Genomic DNA, 14,236 nt, shown 5'->3' on the forward strand with positions numbered 1-14,236 from the left:
GCGCCATTTCCTGTGGGGTGCGCTGTGGGTGCTCCTCGCCTAGGGTGGAATCAACGACTAGAGGAGCACTCAATGAAAAAAGTTCTGCTTGTACTGACCAGCGTTTCCGAACTCGGCGACTCCGGCGAGAAAACCGGCTACAACGTGGCTGAAGCTGCCCACCCGTGGAAGGTCTTCAAAGACTCCGGCCACTTCGTTGACTTCGCATCCATCAAGGGTGGCCAGCCTCCCCGTGACGAAGTCGACACCTCCGACCCCATTCAGGTGGCCTTCACCGAAGACGAAACGACCAAGGCTGGGCTTTACAACACGGCCCGGGTAGACGTGGTTGACCCGTCGCAGTACGACGCCGTGTACCTGGTGGGTGGGCACGGCACCATGTGGGACTTCCCGGACAGTGAAGGCTTGCAGAATCTGGTAGCCAGCGTTTACAACGCCGGCGGTGTGGTCGGGGCTGTCTGCCACGGTCCGGCCGGCCTACTGAACGTTGAGCTGGAGAATGGTCTGCGACTCGTTGAAGGTAAGCGCGTTGCAGCGTTCACCAACGATGAGGAAGTTGCTGCCGATAAGGACAAGATCGTTCCGTTCTTCCTGGCGGACCGTCTGGAAGAACAGGGTGCCACCCATGTGTCGGCGGGGGTCTTCGAAGAGAAGGTGGTCGTTGACGAGCGACTGGTCACAGGCCAGAACCCGGCTTCCGCCGGCGGTGTCGCGAAGGAAATGGAGAAGCTCCTCGCTGAGGTCATTCACCAGGAAAAGGCCGAGGAGCAGGACGAAGCCACAGCACTACGCGCAGAGAAGGACGCCGAGAAGGCAGCAGCCGCAGCAGCAGCCGAGTCCGACCACTAACCGACTGCACTCCGGGGGCCGCACCGCCACCGGCACCACCGTGGGCGGCGCGCCCGCGGTAGCGGGGTGGAAAACTCGCGTTCGCGGGTCCATGTCAGCCCACTGCTACGGGCGCGTTTCGTTGGCTTGGATACGCTTAGACCAATGAGTACTCACCCAGCAGCCCCCACTCCCCCAGCCGAACCGCACCTGTCCCAGCCGGTTTCCTTCGTGCGGAGGGGCTCCCGTCTGCAGGGCCGACGGCGGCAGGCGTGGGCGGAACTGGATGGGTTTGTGGTTGAGGTGCCGCGCAACACGATGGCCGACACCTCGGTGGATCCCGAGTACCAGTTCGACGCCGCCGCCGAGTTTAATCGGGATGCCCCTCTCGTCGTCGAGGTGGGGTCAGGCCTGGGCGAGGCGATTACCCACGCCGCCGAACTACAGCCGGATTTCAACTTTCTGGCGCTCGAAGTCTATAAACCGGGCCTCGCCCAGACCCTGCTGCGGATCGAGCAAAAGGGTCTCACCAACGTCCGGATCGCGCAGGCGAACGCTGCCGAAGCACTCGCCACCATGCTGCCGCCGGGATCCGTCAGTGAACTCTGGGTGTTCTTCCCCGACCCCTGGCACAAGACCCGTCACCGGAAGCGTCGCCTGGTAAAAGCCGACTTTGCCGAGACCGCTGCCCGGGCCCTGGCGCCGGGTGGCCTTTGGCGGCTGGCGACCGACTGGTCGGACTATGCCGTGCAGATGCGGGACGTCCTGGACGGCTCGGAGCAGTTCGTTAACGTGCACGACAACGAGCGCACCGGCGCGGACAGTCCTCTCACCCAGGTGTGGGAGAGCGGGGTGGAACTGGTGGTCGGTGGAGCCCCCGTACGGGAGGGCAAGGACCCTGTCAGCACCGGAAACACCGGCATCAACGAGGGCGTCGACGCCCGCGGTGGGTGGGCCCCCCGCTTTGACGGCAGGATTCTCACCAGTTTCGAAAACAAGGCCCACGAAGCCGGCCGGATGATCTTCGATCTGACCTATCGCCGGAACTAGGCGGACAGGTTTGCACACCTTCTCCGAGCGCGCCCGCCTGAGTGACGGCGCGTCGGTGGCGACACTCAGGCGGGCGCTTCGGAACCTGAGCAGACCTGCACGGGGAGACCTCCGGTGAACCCACCGGGAACGTGGGATGGTCACCCCAAGGGCAGCCGGGCGTACAACCGGATGCTTTGGGCCTTGTTCTTCGCTGGGGTGGCGACCTTCTCCCAGCTCTATGCCGTGCAGAGCGTCCTGACGAGCATCACCGACGACTTCGCGATCTCCGCGGCGGACGCAGCGCTGACGGTGTCGGCTGCGACGATCGGGCTGGCCCTGGCGGTGATCCCCTGGTCCTGGGTGGCTGACCGGGCTGGCCGAAAGCGCGTCATGACCTGGGCGATCAGCGCCGCCGTCGTTTTCGGCCTGCTGGTGCCACTGGCTCCTACCTTCGAGCTGATGCTGGTGCTGCGCTTCCTGGAAGGTGCGGCGCTGGGCGGAATCCCCGCCATCGCCCTGGTCTACCTTAACGAGGAGGTGCAGCGGCTGCACGCCGCCGTCGCTGCCGGGACCTATGTCGCGGGGACAACCATCGGGGGGCTGTCTGGTCGGCTGGTCGCGGGGCCGGTGGCGGACCTGTTCGATTGGCGGGCCGGCGTCCTGGTGGCGAGCCTGATGGCAGCGCTCGCGGCAGTGGCGTTTGTCTGGCTCGCGCCCGCACCGCGCGGATTTGTTCCGGCGGTCCGGGACGTTGACCCCAGGCTGTCGGAGCGAATTGTCCACAACCTCCGGTCGGCTCGCCAACTCGGTTTGTATGCGCAGGGCTTCCTGCTGATGGGTGGATTCGTCGCGGTCTACAACTATCTAGGTTTCCGCCTTGAACTGCCGCCGTTCGGCCTCCCGGGAGCGGTGATCAGCCTCCTGTTCCTCGCCTACCTTGCAGGGACAGTCACTTCCAGGGTGGCAGGAACCCTCACCGGCCGCTTTGGCCGGCTGCGGGTCATGCTGGCGGGGATTCCGGTCATCGTGGTGGGCCTGCTGATGACCCTGTCCGATTCCCTCCCCCTGATCGTTGTGGGCTTGGTGACCTTTACCGGCGGATTCTTCACGGTCCATTCGGTGGCCGCCGGCTGGACGCCGAGGCTCGCCGACGTGGGTCGCGCCCAGGCGTCTAGCCTGTACAACTTTTTTTACTACGCCGGGTCCAGTCTGATCGGCTGGGTTGGAGGCTTCTTCTTTGTCGGGGCCGGCTGGACCGGGGTGGTCTTCTTTGCGTCAGGGCTTGCACTCACCGCGGGGATGATCGCGATAGCCACCCTCCGCAGCGTGCCAGACGATTAGTCTGGCACGTATCTCCTACAGCCCCTTGTGCGCAAACTGGTTTGCATAACGACACATAGGAAATGGGGAACCACAATGACTACACCTGCGACCGACGGCGAGCAGCCTCTCGATCTGCACAACGCCCTACGCGTGGTGCACAGTGCTCAAGCCACTGCGCGCCGTGAACTCCGGGGCAATGAGGCCCTACTGTATCTGGTGTGGGGGCTTGCATGGCTGCTCGGTTTCGGCACCCTGCATGGTGCGCGGTTCGGGTGGCTTCCCCTCGCCTATGGACCGGCACTCGGCGTCCTCGGGGCAGCGGTTCTGATCGCCGTCGTGATCACTATTGTCATTGCTGGCCGCTACAGCCGTGGTATTCGGGGACACTCTTCGTTTGTTGGCGGGATGTATGGGGTCGCCTGGGCGCTGGGATTCCTCGTCATGGGGACGCTGAGCGGGATCATCGCCAACGTCGTCGATGACTTCTGGGTGCGCGGGATGCTCATCAATAGCATCGCCATTCTGATCGTGGGCCTCCTCTACATCACCGGCGGAACCACCTTCAACGACAAAACGCAGTCCATCATGGGCATCTGGTTCCTGGTGATTAACATGGTGGCGCTGTTGAGTGGGTCAACCCACTACCTCACGGTGTTCTTCATTTTGGGGTCCGGTGGGTTCTTTGTTGCCGCCCTGGTGGAAACCTTACGCCGCCGTCAGCAACGGCAGGAGACCCATGCCTGATCTTGACCCGATCATTCACGCCGAGGCACGGTTGAGGGCCATCACCACCCTCAACGAGGTGGGGGAACGGGATCGCATCGCGTTCACCAAGCTCCGCAAAATCCTGGATATGACCGCCGGGAATCTTTCCACCCACCTGCGCAAGCTTGAGAACGCCGGGTATGTGGAGGTCACCAAGACCATCGAGGGCCGCACGCCCGCCACCTTCGTGGCGATCACCCCGAAGGGCAAGGCCGCCTTCGCAGACTATCGAAAGGCTCTGCGGGATCTCCTCGCGGGGCTGTCCTGACCGTCGACCGGAGCTGCCATGACTGCCCCCACCACACCCCCCCGCCGCGCCTATCCTTGCTTCAGCGTCGGACGTCGTCAAACGATTCGGCGGAATCACGGCACTGGACGGCGTCAGCCTCGACATCCGCTCCGGCGAAGCCGTAGGGCTACTGGGGCCCAACGGAGCCGGCAAGTCCACCCTGATCAGCCTGCTCTGCGGCCTCCGCCGGGTCGATTCCGGCGAGGTGCGCCTGTTCGGAGGTAACCCGCGGGACTCGGCATCCCGGTTAAGCCTCGGATCGACACCGCAAGCCACGTCAGTGCCCCAGACCCTGAGGGTCAGCGAGACCGTTGACTTTGTCGCCGCCCACTATCCGGATCCGGTACCCACCGCCGAACTCCTGGACAACTTCGGCCTGTCCACGATGGCCGCCAACCAGTGCGGTGGTTTGTCCGGTGGACAGCAGCGGCGCCTGCTGGTTGCGCTTGCCCTGGTGGGGCGCCCCGCGCTGGTGATCCTCGACGAGCCAACCACCGGGCTGGACGTCGAGGCCCGGGAAAGTCTGTGGCGGCTCCTGCGCGATTACCAGCGGTCCGGCGGGACACTGCTGATCACCAGCCACTACCTCGAGGAAATCCAGGCACTTGCCGGGCGAGTGGTCGTGATCGACAAAGGGGCGGTAGTCGCCGATGGCACTGTGGACGACATCCGCAGTCACGTCGCGCTCAGCAAAGTCTCCTTCCGTACCGGGTTGCCGGCGTCGTCGTTCAAACGCTTGGCGGACCGTGGGCGTGGCGACGCACGACGACGGCCGCGTCACCATCACCACCACGGATGGGGACGCCACGGTGAGGGCGCTCGTGCTGGAAAACCTCGATGTCCGGTCCCTCGAAGTGCATACAGCCAGCCTTGAGGAAGCCTTCAGGGCGCTGACCGGGAACCAGCAGGGCGCCCGTACTATCAGTCAGGAGCAGTCATGACAGAGATGTCATGCCCACGGGCCGGAGCACCCTCGCAGATAACCCTGATCCGGGCTCACACCAAAGCCCAGATCCTGGAGCAACTCCGGATTCCGGTGGCGGTGATTTCGTCGACCATCTTTCCTGCCCTGGCACTACTTTTCTTCGTCATTCCGCAGGCAACCACCATCGAGGATCCCATCGCGTCCCTGACCGCAGTGGCGCAGCTGGCGCTGTTCGGCGTGATGAGCGCGTTCCTCTTCAACTATGGAATCGGCGTCGCTGAAGAACGGGCGAACCCGTGGAGCAGCTATCTTCGGACACTTCCGGCCGGACCGCTCCCAGCGACCATAGCCCGGGCACTGACCGCCATGCTGTTTGCCTTCATCGCCCTGATCCCGGTCCTGATTCTGGGCGCCACGCTCACCGCGGCACCCGACGCGTTTACGGGCGGCCCGCTGTCCTGGTGGCGGGTTCCGGTCTCGATCGGGGTGTGGCTGCTCTGCGGATTACCATTTCTGGCCCTCGGCCTGTTCATCGGGTATCTCTGCACATCGAAGGTAGCGATTGCCGTCACGCAGGTGGTCTTCTTCCCGCTCGCCTTCGCCGGGGGAATGTTGCTGCCGCCGTTCCTCTTCCCGGGTTGGCTCAACACTTTCTCGTTGTTCCTGCCGCCCCGGGCCGCACGGGACATCTCGGTTCAGGTGTTCACCGGTCACGTCATTGAACCGCTGTCACTCCTGACCATCACCGCGTGGACCGTGGTGCTCGGCGCGTTGGCACTATAGGCCAACCGGCGGGATCAGGGACGACGGTTCCGGTAGGGCCCGACTGTCGTCGTCCCAAGAATGGCTAGCTGAATGCCGATGCCGGCAGATCCTTCTCGCCGTCGACAATTGCTGTCAGGATCCGGGCCGCAACAGCTTCGGGATCCTTCCCCTGGGGCAGACGTGGGGCAGACCCCGCAATTGCCCGGCCGACCAGCCCGGTCTCCGTGTGCGGCGGCCGGACATCGAGTACCCGGATGCCCTGCCGCCGGGTTTCGAGGGCCAGAGCTTTCCCGAATGCGCTCAGGGCGGCCTTACTGGCGGAATAGGCGGCCATTCCAGCGGTGGGGCTCTCGGCCACGACCGCGCTGATCTGGGCGACCACCGCATCCCGTCGCAGCTGCGGCACTATCGCCCGGATCAGCCTGATGTAAGCCATGAGGTTCACCATAAGAAGCTCATCCAGCGTTTCGTCGTCGAGCTCCGCCACGTGACCAAATGCGACCACACCGGCTGCATAGACCAGGCCGTCAATTTCCCCGCACGCCTCAGCTATGTCGGCTGGCGCTCCGGGATGGGTGAGATCGGCCGCAATGGTTCCGGCTACGGAAGCCCCAAGCTCCTCGGCAAGGCTGCCAAGCTTTGCGGTGGATCGTCCAGAGAGGGTAACCTGCGCGCCAGCAGCAACTAACTGCCGCGCCATCGCAGCGCCGAGCACCCCCGTCGCTCCGACTACCAAGAAATGCCCGCCACTGATTGTTGTCATGTCGCCGAGTCTACCCACGGCGCAGCCGCGCGAGCGGTGTGGCCCTCCGTGACACGGGAACTAGTCGCTCGGGCGACGGTTCTTCAGCCGCTCCAGCTCCCGGTCGGCCGCCGAGCTGGCCTCCAGCTCCTCGAAGGCTTCCTCGACCCGGCTGGAGTTGGGGTCGGACCAGGACAGCTCGTCACGGGCCGCGGCCTGGGCCTGCACCCGGCGGGCTTCCAACTCGGCCCGCCGTGCCGCGGCTTCGGCGCCCGCAGCCGCCTGCCCGGATCCGGCGAGCGCATCCTGCATCCCGAGTTCGGCCTGCGCCGCGCCGTGGCGGGCCTTGAGCGTCTGGTAGCGGATGCCGTTATCCTCTACCCGGGTTTCGAGCCGTTGAAGGTTCGAGTCGAGCTGGCGCACCTGCGCATCAAGCCCGTCACGCTGGCGGGTGAACGTTTCGAGCCGCTTTGAGGCGGCCATGCTGCGTCGCAGGGCAGCGCGGGCGGCGTCGTCGTCGCCGGCATTGACAGCGTCGGACGCGGCTCGCTCAAGTTGATTGAGTTCGGCGCGTGCTTCTCCTGCGAGCAGTTCGAGGCGGTGACGGTTGGCGGTCAGGTCTGCGACGCTGCGGCGCGCCTTGTCCACCAGATCGAGTTGCTGGCGGTGCGCTTCGTCGACTGTCTGGATCGGGTCGGTGGGCTTCTCCTTCGCCGCCGTGCGGTTGGCGCGGACGATGCGGGAAATGCGGCGGCCAATTGACATGATGGTGGTCCCCTCAGCCTCTACTGGATCTGGTCGCGTGTGCCGTAGGACTTGCTCCACGCCTGCAGCACATTGATCTCGCGCGTCAGGTGGGTGCTGGCCCGCTGGATTTCGTTGGCGCCCGTGGGCTGGCCGGCCTGCATCAGGGACCGGCGGAGGTCAGCCGACAAGGTGCCGTACGACTGGACCTGCTCACCGATCCGGCCAGCCAGGTCACGTTTGAGCTGCCGGTCGGGTTCGCGTTCGGCCATTCGCAGCTGATCCTCGAGCACACGCGCGGCCCGGAAAAGGTCTTCAGCCACGATGGGAAGTTCACCAATTGGCCCCCCGCTCCCCGCTGCGGCATCCAAGGCCCGCCGGGTCGCCTGACCCGAGCGCCGCAGCTCTAGGCGGAGCCGCGCGATCCGCCGGACGCCGTCGTCGACCGCGTACGAACGAGCTGTCAGCACGCCATTCGAAAAGCTGCGCTGCACGACGCCGGTCCGGCGCAGCCGCCGGACAATCATCCAGGTGGCAAACGCCATGCCCAAGCCAATCACCACCAGCGTCGCCCCGCCGATCAGGAGCAGCAGCTGGATCATTTCGCCGAAATCACCGGCGTCGGAGGACTGTTGAGGCATACCCCCAGTCTGCACCGTAACCGCGCGGGTTTCCAGCGGGACGCCAGCTCGCGGCACCGGCATCACGGCCGCCACACCACCATCGCCTGACTTCGGGGGCGGGGACGCTTCCCGCGGGCGAGGGTGACGACGTCGCCCGCTAGCCCCGCAGCGAAGACCCTGCTGGAGTCGGGCTGACGACGGCGGGACGCCAACTCGTCGGAGAGCTCCTGCACCCGGTGCTGCAGCGCTGCCACCTGGTTCTCGAGCTGCAGGATTCGACGAATGCCTTCCAATGACACGCCCTCCTGCGAGAGCCGCTGTACCTCGCGAAGGGTGGTCACGTCCCGCTGCGAATAGCGCCGGGCACGGCCGGGCGCCCTGCTGGGCGTCACCAGACCTAGCCGGTCGTATTGGCGGAGGGTTTGCGGGTGCATGTCGGCCAGTTCCGCGGCGACGGAGATCACGTAAATAGGCAAGGTTGCATCAATGGGCATCGTGACCTCCTCTCGCAGCGGTTTTGGCTTTAGAGTTTCGCCTTGGCGGCGAGACCGGCACGCGGGTCGGCGTCCGATGTCGCGGCGGCGAACGCCTCGACAGCCGCTTCGGCGTCCTTGTTGAGGTTCTGGGGGACGACGACGTCGATGGTCACCAGCAGGTCACCCGACACCTTGGGTGTCGAAACGCCACGACCCTTGACGCGCAGGGTGCGCCCAGACGGCGTTCCGGCCGGAACTTTGACCTTGACTGTGTCTCCGGTGAGCGTCGGAACATCGATTTGCGCTCCAAGCGCTGCCTCCGGGAAGGACACCGGGACGTGAACGCGAATGTTGTCGCCATCGCGCTGGAAGTACGGGTGCGATTTGACGCTGACGCTGACCATCAGGTCCCCGTTTCCGGCCGCGCCAGCCTGCCCTTTGCCACGAACACGAACCTTCTGGCCATCCTTGATTCCAGCAGGGACACGGACGTCAATCACCTCGCCGGACGGCTCACGCAACCCGATGGTGGTGCCGTTGATGGAACCGGCGAAAGAAATGTTGGTGGTTGCCGTTCGGTCGGCGCCCTTGCGCGGGGTGGGCTGGTACCCGCCGAATCCGCCGCCACCACCCTGCCCGAACAGGTCCGCGAACTCGGGGGGAAGGTTGTTGTAGCTGGCTCCTCCGCTACCGGCGCGTTGGCGGCCAGGGCTGGGCCGTCCAGAGCCTTGGCCGAAGAGGTTGCCGAAAATATCCTCGAAGCCGGCGCCACCAGGCCCTCCGCTGGTTCCCCCAGCAGTGAAGCGTGCGCCGCCACCCATGGCTCGGATGGCATCGTACTGCTGGCGGTCCTCAGGATCGGATAGCACCGAGTAGGCCTCGGAGATGTCCTTGAACATCTTGTCCGAGCCGCCGGTTGCCTGGTTCTGGTCCGGGTGATGTTTGCGTGCCAGCTTCCGGTACGACTTCTTGATATCGGCGCCGGAAGCATCTTTGGGGACACCGAGGATCTTATAGAAATCCTTGTCCACCCAATCCTGACTGGCCAATTGGTGTCCCCTTAGTCTCTCGGTGTGCGGTGTTCGTAAAGTCGGTTGCGCAGCGGGACGGAAGCCTTGACGGGCCAACGAAATTCCTGCGGCCGCGGACGGCCTTAGGAATATTAAAGGCCCTTACAAGGCCCCCGCCCAGCTGCAAGTGTCACCTTTCGGCGATCACTCAGGTACTGCGACGATAACCTGGGCTGCGCGAAGGACTCGGTCGCCCTTCTTGTAGCCTGCCCGCAGAATCTGGTTGACGCTGTCGAACTGCACGTCGGCGCTGGGCTGCTGGATCAAGGCTTCGTGGATATTCGGGTCGAACTCCACGCCGGTCTCGTCGATCCGGGTCAAGCCGTAGGTCTTCAGCGCGTTCTCCAGTTTCGTGGAGATCGCGGCGAAAGGTCCGTCGGTCAGGTCGCCATGCTGGCGGGCAGCGTCGATGTCGTCGAGCACGGGCATCAGGGAATTCAGGACCCCGATTACCGCCATATCCCGGGCGACATCCCGGTCACGTTCGACCCGCTTCCGGTAGTTGACGTACTCGGCCGACAGGCGTTGCAGGTCCGTGCGCAGCTCGGCTTCCAATGCGGAGGCCGATTCGGCGGCGGGCTGGGTGAACCCTTCACCGTCAATCCCGTTGAGGATCGCCTCGGCCTGAGCCAGTGCATCGCTGCCGTCGGCAAGCTGCTCCCCGGCGTCGACGTTGGCTTCATCAACTGGATCCTGGACGGAGTCCGGTGTCACGGGCTGATCAGTGGGACCAGCCTGTGCGCCGTCGTCGTCCTGGTGCTGCCCACGGACCTTACCTGTCTCAGGATCAATTTTCCGGTTGTTACGGAAGTTGACCGGTTCAGACTGGTGCTCTTCTTCGTTTCCGTGGTGCGGCATGACTACTTCTTTTCGGTGGTGTCGTCTTCGTCGACTACCTCGGCGTCGACAATGTCCTCGTCGTTCGAGGCCGGGCCGGCGTCAGGCGTCGTCCCGTCCTGAGGGGCGTCGGCGCCCGGCGCCGCCGCGTCCTGCTGGGCAGCTGCGTAGATAGCTTCGCCGAGCTTGGACTGCGACGTCTGAAGCTTCTCAAACGCTGCCTTGACCGCGTCAACCGATCCGGCTTCCTCGGGGTTGGCTTCCAGTGCCTTCTTGAGGTCGTCGACGTCGGCCTGAACCTCGGTTTTGACGTCCTCGGGCAGCTTGTCCGAGTTGTCTGAGATCAGCTTGTCGACGGAATAGGCCAGTTGCTCGGCACCGTTGCGGGTGTCAGCTGCTTCACGCCGTTCCTTGTCCTCGGCCGCGTGCTCTTCAGCTTCGCGGACCATGCGGTCGATGTCTTCCTTCGACAGCGCGGTGCCGCCGGTGATGGTCATCGACTGCTCGGCGCCGGTGCCCTTGTCCTTGGCGGACACGTGGACGATGCCGTTGGCGTCGAGGTCGAAAGTGACCTCAACCTGGGGCACGCCGCGGGGCGCTGGTGCGATACCGGTCAGCTCGAAGGTACCCAGTGGCTTGTTGTCCCGGGTGAACTCGCGCTCGCCCTGGAAGACCTGGATGGCTACCGATGGCTGGTTGTCATCAGCGGTGGTGAAGGTTTCGCTGCGCTTGGTGGGAATGGCCGTGTTGCGCTCGATCAGCTTGGTCATCATGCCGCCCTTGGTCTCAATCCCGAGGGACAGGGGGGTGACGTCGATGAGCAGCACGTCCTTGCGCTCGCCCTTCAGCACGCCGGCCTGGAGTGCGGCGCCGACGGCGACTACCTCATCGGGGTTGACGCCCTTGTTGGGCTCCTTCCCGCCCGCCAGCTGCTTGACCAGTTCAACGACGGCCGGCATGCGGGTTGAGCCGCCCACGAGCACGATGTGGTCAATGTCGGCAACCTTGATACCGGCTTCTGCGATGACGTCATTGAAAGGCTTCTTGGTGCGGTCCAACAGATCCTTGGTGAGGTCCTGGAATTTGGCGCGTGACAGGTGCTCGTCCAGGTGGACGGGGCCGTCAGGCGTCACCGAGAGGTACTGCAGGGAGATGTTGGTGGAGCTCGCCGAGGAGAGTTCCTTCTTGGCCTGCTCTGCCGCTTCCTTCAGACGCTGCAGCGCGATCTTGTCCTTGGACAGGTCAACGCCCTTGGCCTTGGCCTGGGATAGCAGGTAATCCACGACGCGCTGATCCCAGTCGTCGCCGCCGAGCCGGTTATCACCGGAGGTGGAGCGCACCTGAATGGTGGAGAAGTCGTCTTCATCCTTACCAACCTCGAGGAGGGACACATCGAAAGTGCCACCGCCCAGGTCGAAGACGAGGATGAGCTCATCTTCCTTACCCTTGTCCAGGCCGTACGCCAGTGCGGCAGCGGTTGGCTCGTTGACAATGCGCAGCACGTTCAGGCCGGCAATCTCGCCGGCCTCCTTGGTGGCCTGACGCTCGGCGTCGTTGAAGTAGGCGGGGACGGTGACGACGGCGTCGGTCACCTTTTCGCCCAGGTAGCTCTCGGCGTCGGTCTTCAGCTTCTGCAGGATACGCGCAGAGATTTCCTGCGGCGTGTAGTTTTTGTCGTCGACCTTTACGCTCCAGTCGGTGCCCATATGGCGCTTGACGGAGGCGATGGTGCGGTCAATGTTGTTGACGGCCTGGCGCTTGGCGATCTCGCCGACCAGTACTTCGCCGCCCTTGGAGAACGCAACGATCGAGGGCGTAGTCCGTGCGCCTTCAGCGTTGGCGATAACGGTGGGCTCGCCACCTTCGAGTACGGAAACCACTGAGTTGGTGGTTCCGAGGTCAATACCTACTGCACGTGACATGCGTATTTCCTTTCAACAGCCCGTAGTGAGGGGAGCGCCCAGCCCCTGGATTCCCCGAATCTTCTGTCGACGACCGAGGCTTGAGCGTTCTTCACTCAACTGTACTCAGGCTTGATGGAGAGTCAAATTGAAGTTGAGTCACCTTCGCTCAACTTCAACGCCTGTCGACGTTGCGAAAGCGGAATGGCGCGGATCTGGCCCAATTTGCGACGGTTCAGCCGTGAGAGAACGGGCCACATATTGGTTGCGGGAAGCCACGTGGCAGATCCGCGCGGGGTATTGACAGCATCGGCGTCACGAATGACCTAAATCACCGCTCTCGCCGACACCGAATTGGTAGCTATCCCGTTCGGGGCAGGTCGGCCCGGCTCGAACGCTCTCATGCTTGCGCAGAGGGCTCTTCACCGATCCGGTGTGTCTCTGGATTGCTGCAGAGTGACGCGCGGGACTTCGCGGCGGAGCCCGGGATTGGCATCGCGATGGCTTCACGGTTTGCGACCGCCGCAGAACTCGCCGGAGGTTCCACCCGAGGTCCCGATAGCACGGCTATCAGTAGCACAGCCGAATTGCCGAGCTGCCTCGGGTGAGGTGAAGCGGGGTCGCTTCCAGAAGCGACCGTTGACGGCGCTCACGGGCGCACTGTGCCCGGTTCGGCAACAATAGAACAGGCGTGGCTGGGGCTGAGCCCGGGCTGAGACCGCAGGGGCTCCCCCAAACGGAGCCACCGTCTTTAGGGGCGTCGGGTGGCTCCGTTCAGTATGCCGTTACATGCCCGGCATCCAGAGGCGCAGGTGGCGGTCTCGGTACCATCGACTCCTCTTGTTTGAGTGTCTACTGCACGCCTTGGGAAATACCTAGGTCAACGCGGCAGCGATCCGTTTGCTGCTCCATTGCGGCCTCAAACACTGGCAGGCTCGGCTCAAGCGCGTCCATGTTGGCAGTCAGGGAGATCCTTGAGGAACCGTCGCGTTTCCAACGACGCATCGGGTATCACCAAGACGCATTGGTCGGTGAGCGCCCGGTCGAACGTTTCCTCCCCGGGATCCAGCGAGCGAACAAACTGATCGAACGTTCCCTCGGGTGCGGCGATTGAGAACTGCTCAGGTCTGGGCAGCGCGAATTGGCGCATTGCCCGTTCTGGCGGCAACGTCGAGGACCCGGTCTCCTGGCTGCACCCACGCGGCGTCAACGAGCACGGTGCCAAGGTCGGGAATGATTTCGGCGGCCAATGCCGGATAGTCGCCCAACGCCCACATGGCCCGGTGCCTGGCTTTCAAAGTCAGGTCTGTATCTTGAACGTCGTCGTGCTGAACAGTGGAGTCTGTGATGCGACCGATTGTGGCCTCTACTGATTCAGCTGTATCGAGCATATCTAGACCGTCACGCCAACCCCTTCCCTTTCGCAGAACCGTGAGGTCTGGTGGGTGATCTTGTGAGTCGCCCGATCTAACGCCTCAGCGGGTGGGTTGTGGGGTTTCGTGCACGCCCCCTGTGGGCTGTGACCGGGCCACGAAAAATAGTTCAAAATTCTTTTCCGGATGCCCTCCTGCGGACCTTATTTTGTCAGTGCCCGATGATGGAATGAAGGTATGAAAAGCAGTACAGCTTCTCCTACCGGAAAGGGATTCGTTCCCGAATCCGGCGCGGACTCCGGCTCCACTAACGGGTCTGCGGATACTGCCGCGGGCGCTTCGGGCGGTTCTTCGGGGACGTCTGGCGGGGCGTCTGGTGGGTATGGTCCTGGGGGTCCGTTGGGCGTCGGCGCGGTGTGGACCGCCCCGGCGGCTGATCGGGAAGCGTCAGCTGATCGGCCGGTGTTGGTGGGCGGGGTGGCTGTGGCGGCGGTGGTCGGCCTGGATGCGGGGCGGACCCTGGACCTGATTAAGGATCTGGGA

General features: G+C 64.1%; 15 protein-coding genes and 2 pseudogenes. 9 read left to right on the top strand and 8 right to left on the bottom strand.

Going from position 1 to position 14,236, the window contains the following annotated elements:
* The first annotated feature begins 72 nt into the window (after window positions 1-72).
* The 8 genes and pseudogenes from ACX80G_RS14050 to ACX80G_RS14085 all read left to right on the top strand — a co-directional run bounded on the left by ACX80G_RS14050 (window position 73) and on the right by ACX80G_RS14085 (window position 5,945).
* On the top strand, window positions 73-849 hold the full coding sequence (locus ACX80G_RS14050; RefSeq protein ID WP_459308339.1) for a type 1 glutamine amidotransferase domain-containing protein: 777 nt from the start codon (window positions 73-75) through the stop codon (window positions 847-849).
* Window positions 850-993: 144 nt separating this feature from the next.
* A complete protein-coding gene (gene trmB, locus ACX80G_RS14055; RefSeq protein WP_459308341.1) occupies window positions 994-1,878 on the top strand; it encodes a tRNA (guanosine(46)-N7)-methyltransferase TrmB in 885 nt (294 codons plus the stop codon).
* Between the two features lie 171 nt (window positions 1,879-2,049).
* Window positions 2,050-3,201, top strand: coding sequence for an MFS transporter (locus ACX80G_RS14060; RefSeq protein ID WP_459308364.1), 1,152 nt, complete (start codon window positions 2,050-2,052; stop codon window positions 3,199-3,201).
* 75 nt (window positions 3,202-3,276) lie between these two features.
* Window positions 3,277-3,927, top strand: a complete 651-nt coding sequence (locus ACX80G_RS14065) for a hypothetical protein (protein WP_459308342.1) — start codon at window positions 3,277-3,279, stop codon at window positions 3,925-3,927.
* Window positions 3,920-4,216 carry a transcriptional regulator gene (locus ACX80G_RS14070; RefSeq protein WP_459308343.1) on the top strand — a complete coding sequence of 99 codons (297 nt, stop codon included), beginning with the start codon at window positions 3,920-3,922 and terminating at the stop codon, window positions 4,214-4,216. The genes ACX80G_RS14065 and ACX80G_RS14070 overlap by 8 nt, the downstream gene beginning before the upstream one ends.
* A gap of 151 nt (window positions 4,217-4,367) precedes the next feature.
* A pseudogene (locus ACX80G_RS14075) lies at window positions 4,368-4,760 on the top strand (ATP-binding cassette domain-containing protein); the annotation flags it as partial.
* A 229-nt stretch (window positions 4,761-4,989) separates the two neighbouring features.
* Window positions 4,990-5,178, top strand: coding sequence for a hypothetical protein (locus ACX80G_RS14080; protein ID WP_459308345.1), 189 nt, complete (start codon window positions 4,990-4,992; stop codon window positions 5,176-5,178).
* Window positions 5,175-5,945, top strand: coding sequence for an ABC transporter permease (locus tag ACX80G_RS14085; protein WP_459308346.1), 771 nt, complete (start codon window positions 5,175-5,177; stop codon window positions 5,943-5,945). The genes ACX80G_RS14080 and ACX80G_RS14085 overlap by 4 nt, the downstream gene beginning before the upstream one ends.
* Window positions 5,946-6,009: 64 nt before the next feature.
* On the opposite strand, the gene ACX80G_RS14090 is transcribed toward ACX80G_RS14085, so the two are convergent.
* The 8 genes from ACX80G_RS14090 to ACX80G_RS14125 form a co-directional block, all read right to left on the bottom strand.
* Window positions 6,010-6,690, bottom strand: coding sequence for an SDR family NAD(P)-dependent oxidoreductase (locus ACX80G_RS14090; RefSeq protein WP_459308348.1), 681 nt, complete (start codon window positions 6,688-6,690; stop codon window positions 6,010-6,012).
* Window positions 6,691-6,750: 60 nt separating this feature from the next.
* Entirely contained in the window at window positions 6,751-7,434 is a 684-nt protein-coding gene (locus ACX80G_RS14095; protein WP_459308349.1) for a PspA/IM30 family protein, read from the bottom strand.
* Window positions 7,435-7,454: 20 nt separating this feature from the next.
* A complete protein-coding gene (locus tag ACX80G_RS14100) occupies window positions 7,455-8,054 on the bottom strand; it encodes a hypothetical protein (RefSeq protein ID WP_459308351.1) in 600 nt (199 codons plus the stop codon).
* Between the two features lie 62 nt (window positions 8,055-8,116).
* Complete coding sequence (locus ACX80G_RS14105; RefSeq protein ID WP_459308353.1) at window positions 8,117-8,530, bottom strand: heat shock protein transcriptional repressor HspR; 414 nt, start codon at window positions 8,528-8,530, stop codon at window positions 8,117-8,119.
* 29 nt (window positions 8,531-8,559) lie between these two features.
* Entirely contained in the window at window positions 8,560-9,561 is a 1,002-nt protein-coding gene (locus ACX80G_RS14110; RefSeq protein ID WP_459308354.1) for a DnaJ C-terminal domain-containing protein, read from the bottom strand.
* Window positions 9,562-9,726: 165 nt separating this feature from the next.
* Complete coding sequence (locus ACX80G_RS14115; RefSeq protein ID WP_459308355.1) at window positions 9,727-10,440, bottom strand: nucleotide exchange factor GrpE; 714 nt, start codon at window positions 10,438-10,440, stop codon at window positions 9,727-9,729.
* A 2-nt stretch (window positions 10,441-10,442) separates the two neighbouring features.
* Window positions 10,443-12,341 carry a molecular chaperone DnaK gene (gene dnaK, locus ACX80G_RS14120; RefSeq protein WP_459308357.1) on the bottom strand — a complete coding sequence of 633 codons (1,899 nt, stop codon included), beginning with the start codon at window positions 12,339-12,341 and terminating at the stop codon, window positions 10,443-10,445.
* A gap of 1,100 nt (window positions 12,342-13,441) precedes the next feature.
* Entirely contained in the window at window positions 13,442-13,711 is a 270-nt protein-coding gene (locus ACX80G_RS14125; RefSeq protein WP_459308358.1) for a hypothetical protein, read from the bottom strand.
* A gap of 219 nt (window positions 13,712-13,930) precedes the next feature.
* Here ACX80G_RS14125 and ACX80G_RS14130 point away from each other — a divergent pair.
* Window positions 13,931-14,236 (top strand): annotated as a pseudogene (locus ACX80G_RS14130) (HNH endonuclease); the annotation flags it as partial.

The organism is Arthrobacter glycogeni (assembly GCF_054510815.1).

Bases quoted from the DNA above. Each gene is read 5' to 3' on its own strand.
- ACX80G_RS14090 (WP_459308348.1), bottom strand. From the start codon at position 6,690: ATGACAACAATCAGTGGCGGGCATTTCTTGGTAGTCGGAGCGACGGGG.
- ACX80G_RS14105 (WP_459308353.1), bottom strand. From the start codon at position 8,530: ATGCCCATTGATGCAACCTTGCCTATTTACGTGATCTCCGTCGCCGCG.
- ACX80G_RS14115 (WP_459308355.1), bottom strand. From the start codon at position 10,440: ATGCCGCACCACGGAAACGAAGAAGAGCACCAGTCTGAACCGGTCAAC.
- ACX80G_RS14050 (WP_459308339.1), top strand. From the start codon at position 73: ATGAAAAAAGTTCTGCTTGTACTGACCAGCGTTTCCGAACTCGGCGAC.
- ACX80G_RS14085 (WP_459308346.1), top strand. From the start codon at position 5,175: ATGACAGAGATGTCATGCCCACGGGCCGGAGCACCCTCGCAGATAACC.
- ACX80G_RS14065 (WP_459308342.1), top strand. From the start codon at position 3,277: ATGACTACACCTGCGACCGACGGCGAGCAGCCTCTCGATCTGCACAAC.
- ACX80G_RS14060 (WP_459308364.1), top strand. From the start codon at position 2,050: ATGCTTTGGGCCTTGTTCTTCGCTGGGGTGGCGACCTTCTCCCAGCTC.
- trmB (WP_459308341.1), top strand. From the start codon at position 994: ATGAGTACTCACCCAGCAGCCCCCACTCCCCCAGCCGAACCGCACCTG.
- ACX80G_RS14100 (WP_459308351.1), bottom strand. From the start codon at position 8,054: ATGCCTCAACAGTCCTCCGACGCCGGTGATTTCGGCGAAATGATCCAG.
- ACX80G_RS14070 (WP_459308343.1), top strand. From the start codon at position 3,920: ATGCCTGATCTTGACCCGATCATTCACGCCGAGGCACGGTTGAGGGCC.
- dnaK (WP_459308357.1), bottom strand. From the start codon at position 12,341: ATGTCACGTGCAGTAGGTATTGACCTCGGAACCACCAACTCAGTGGTT.
- ACX80G_RS14095 (WP_459308349.1), bottom strand. From the start codon at position 7,434: ATGTCAATTGGCCGCCGCATTTCCCGCATCGTCCGCGCCAACCGCACG.
- ACX80G_RS14125 (WP_459308358.1), bottom strand. From the start codon at position 13,711: ATGCTCGATACAGCTGAATCAGTAGAGGCCACAATCGGTCGCATCACA.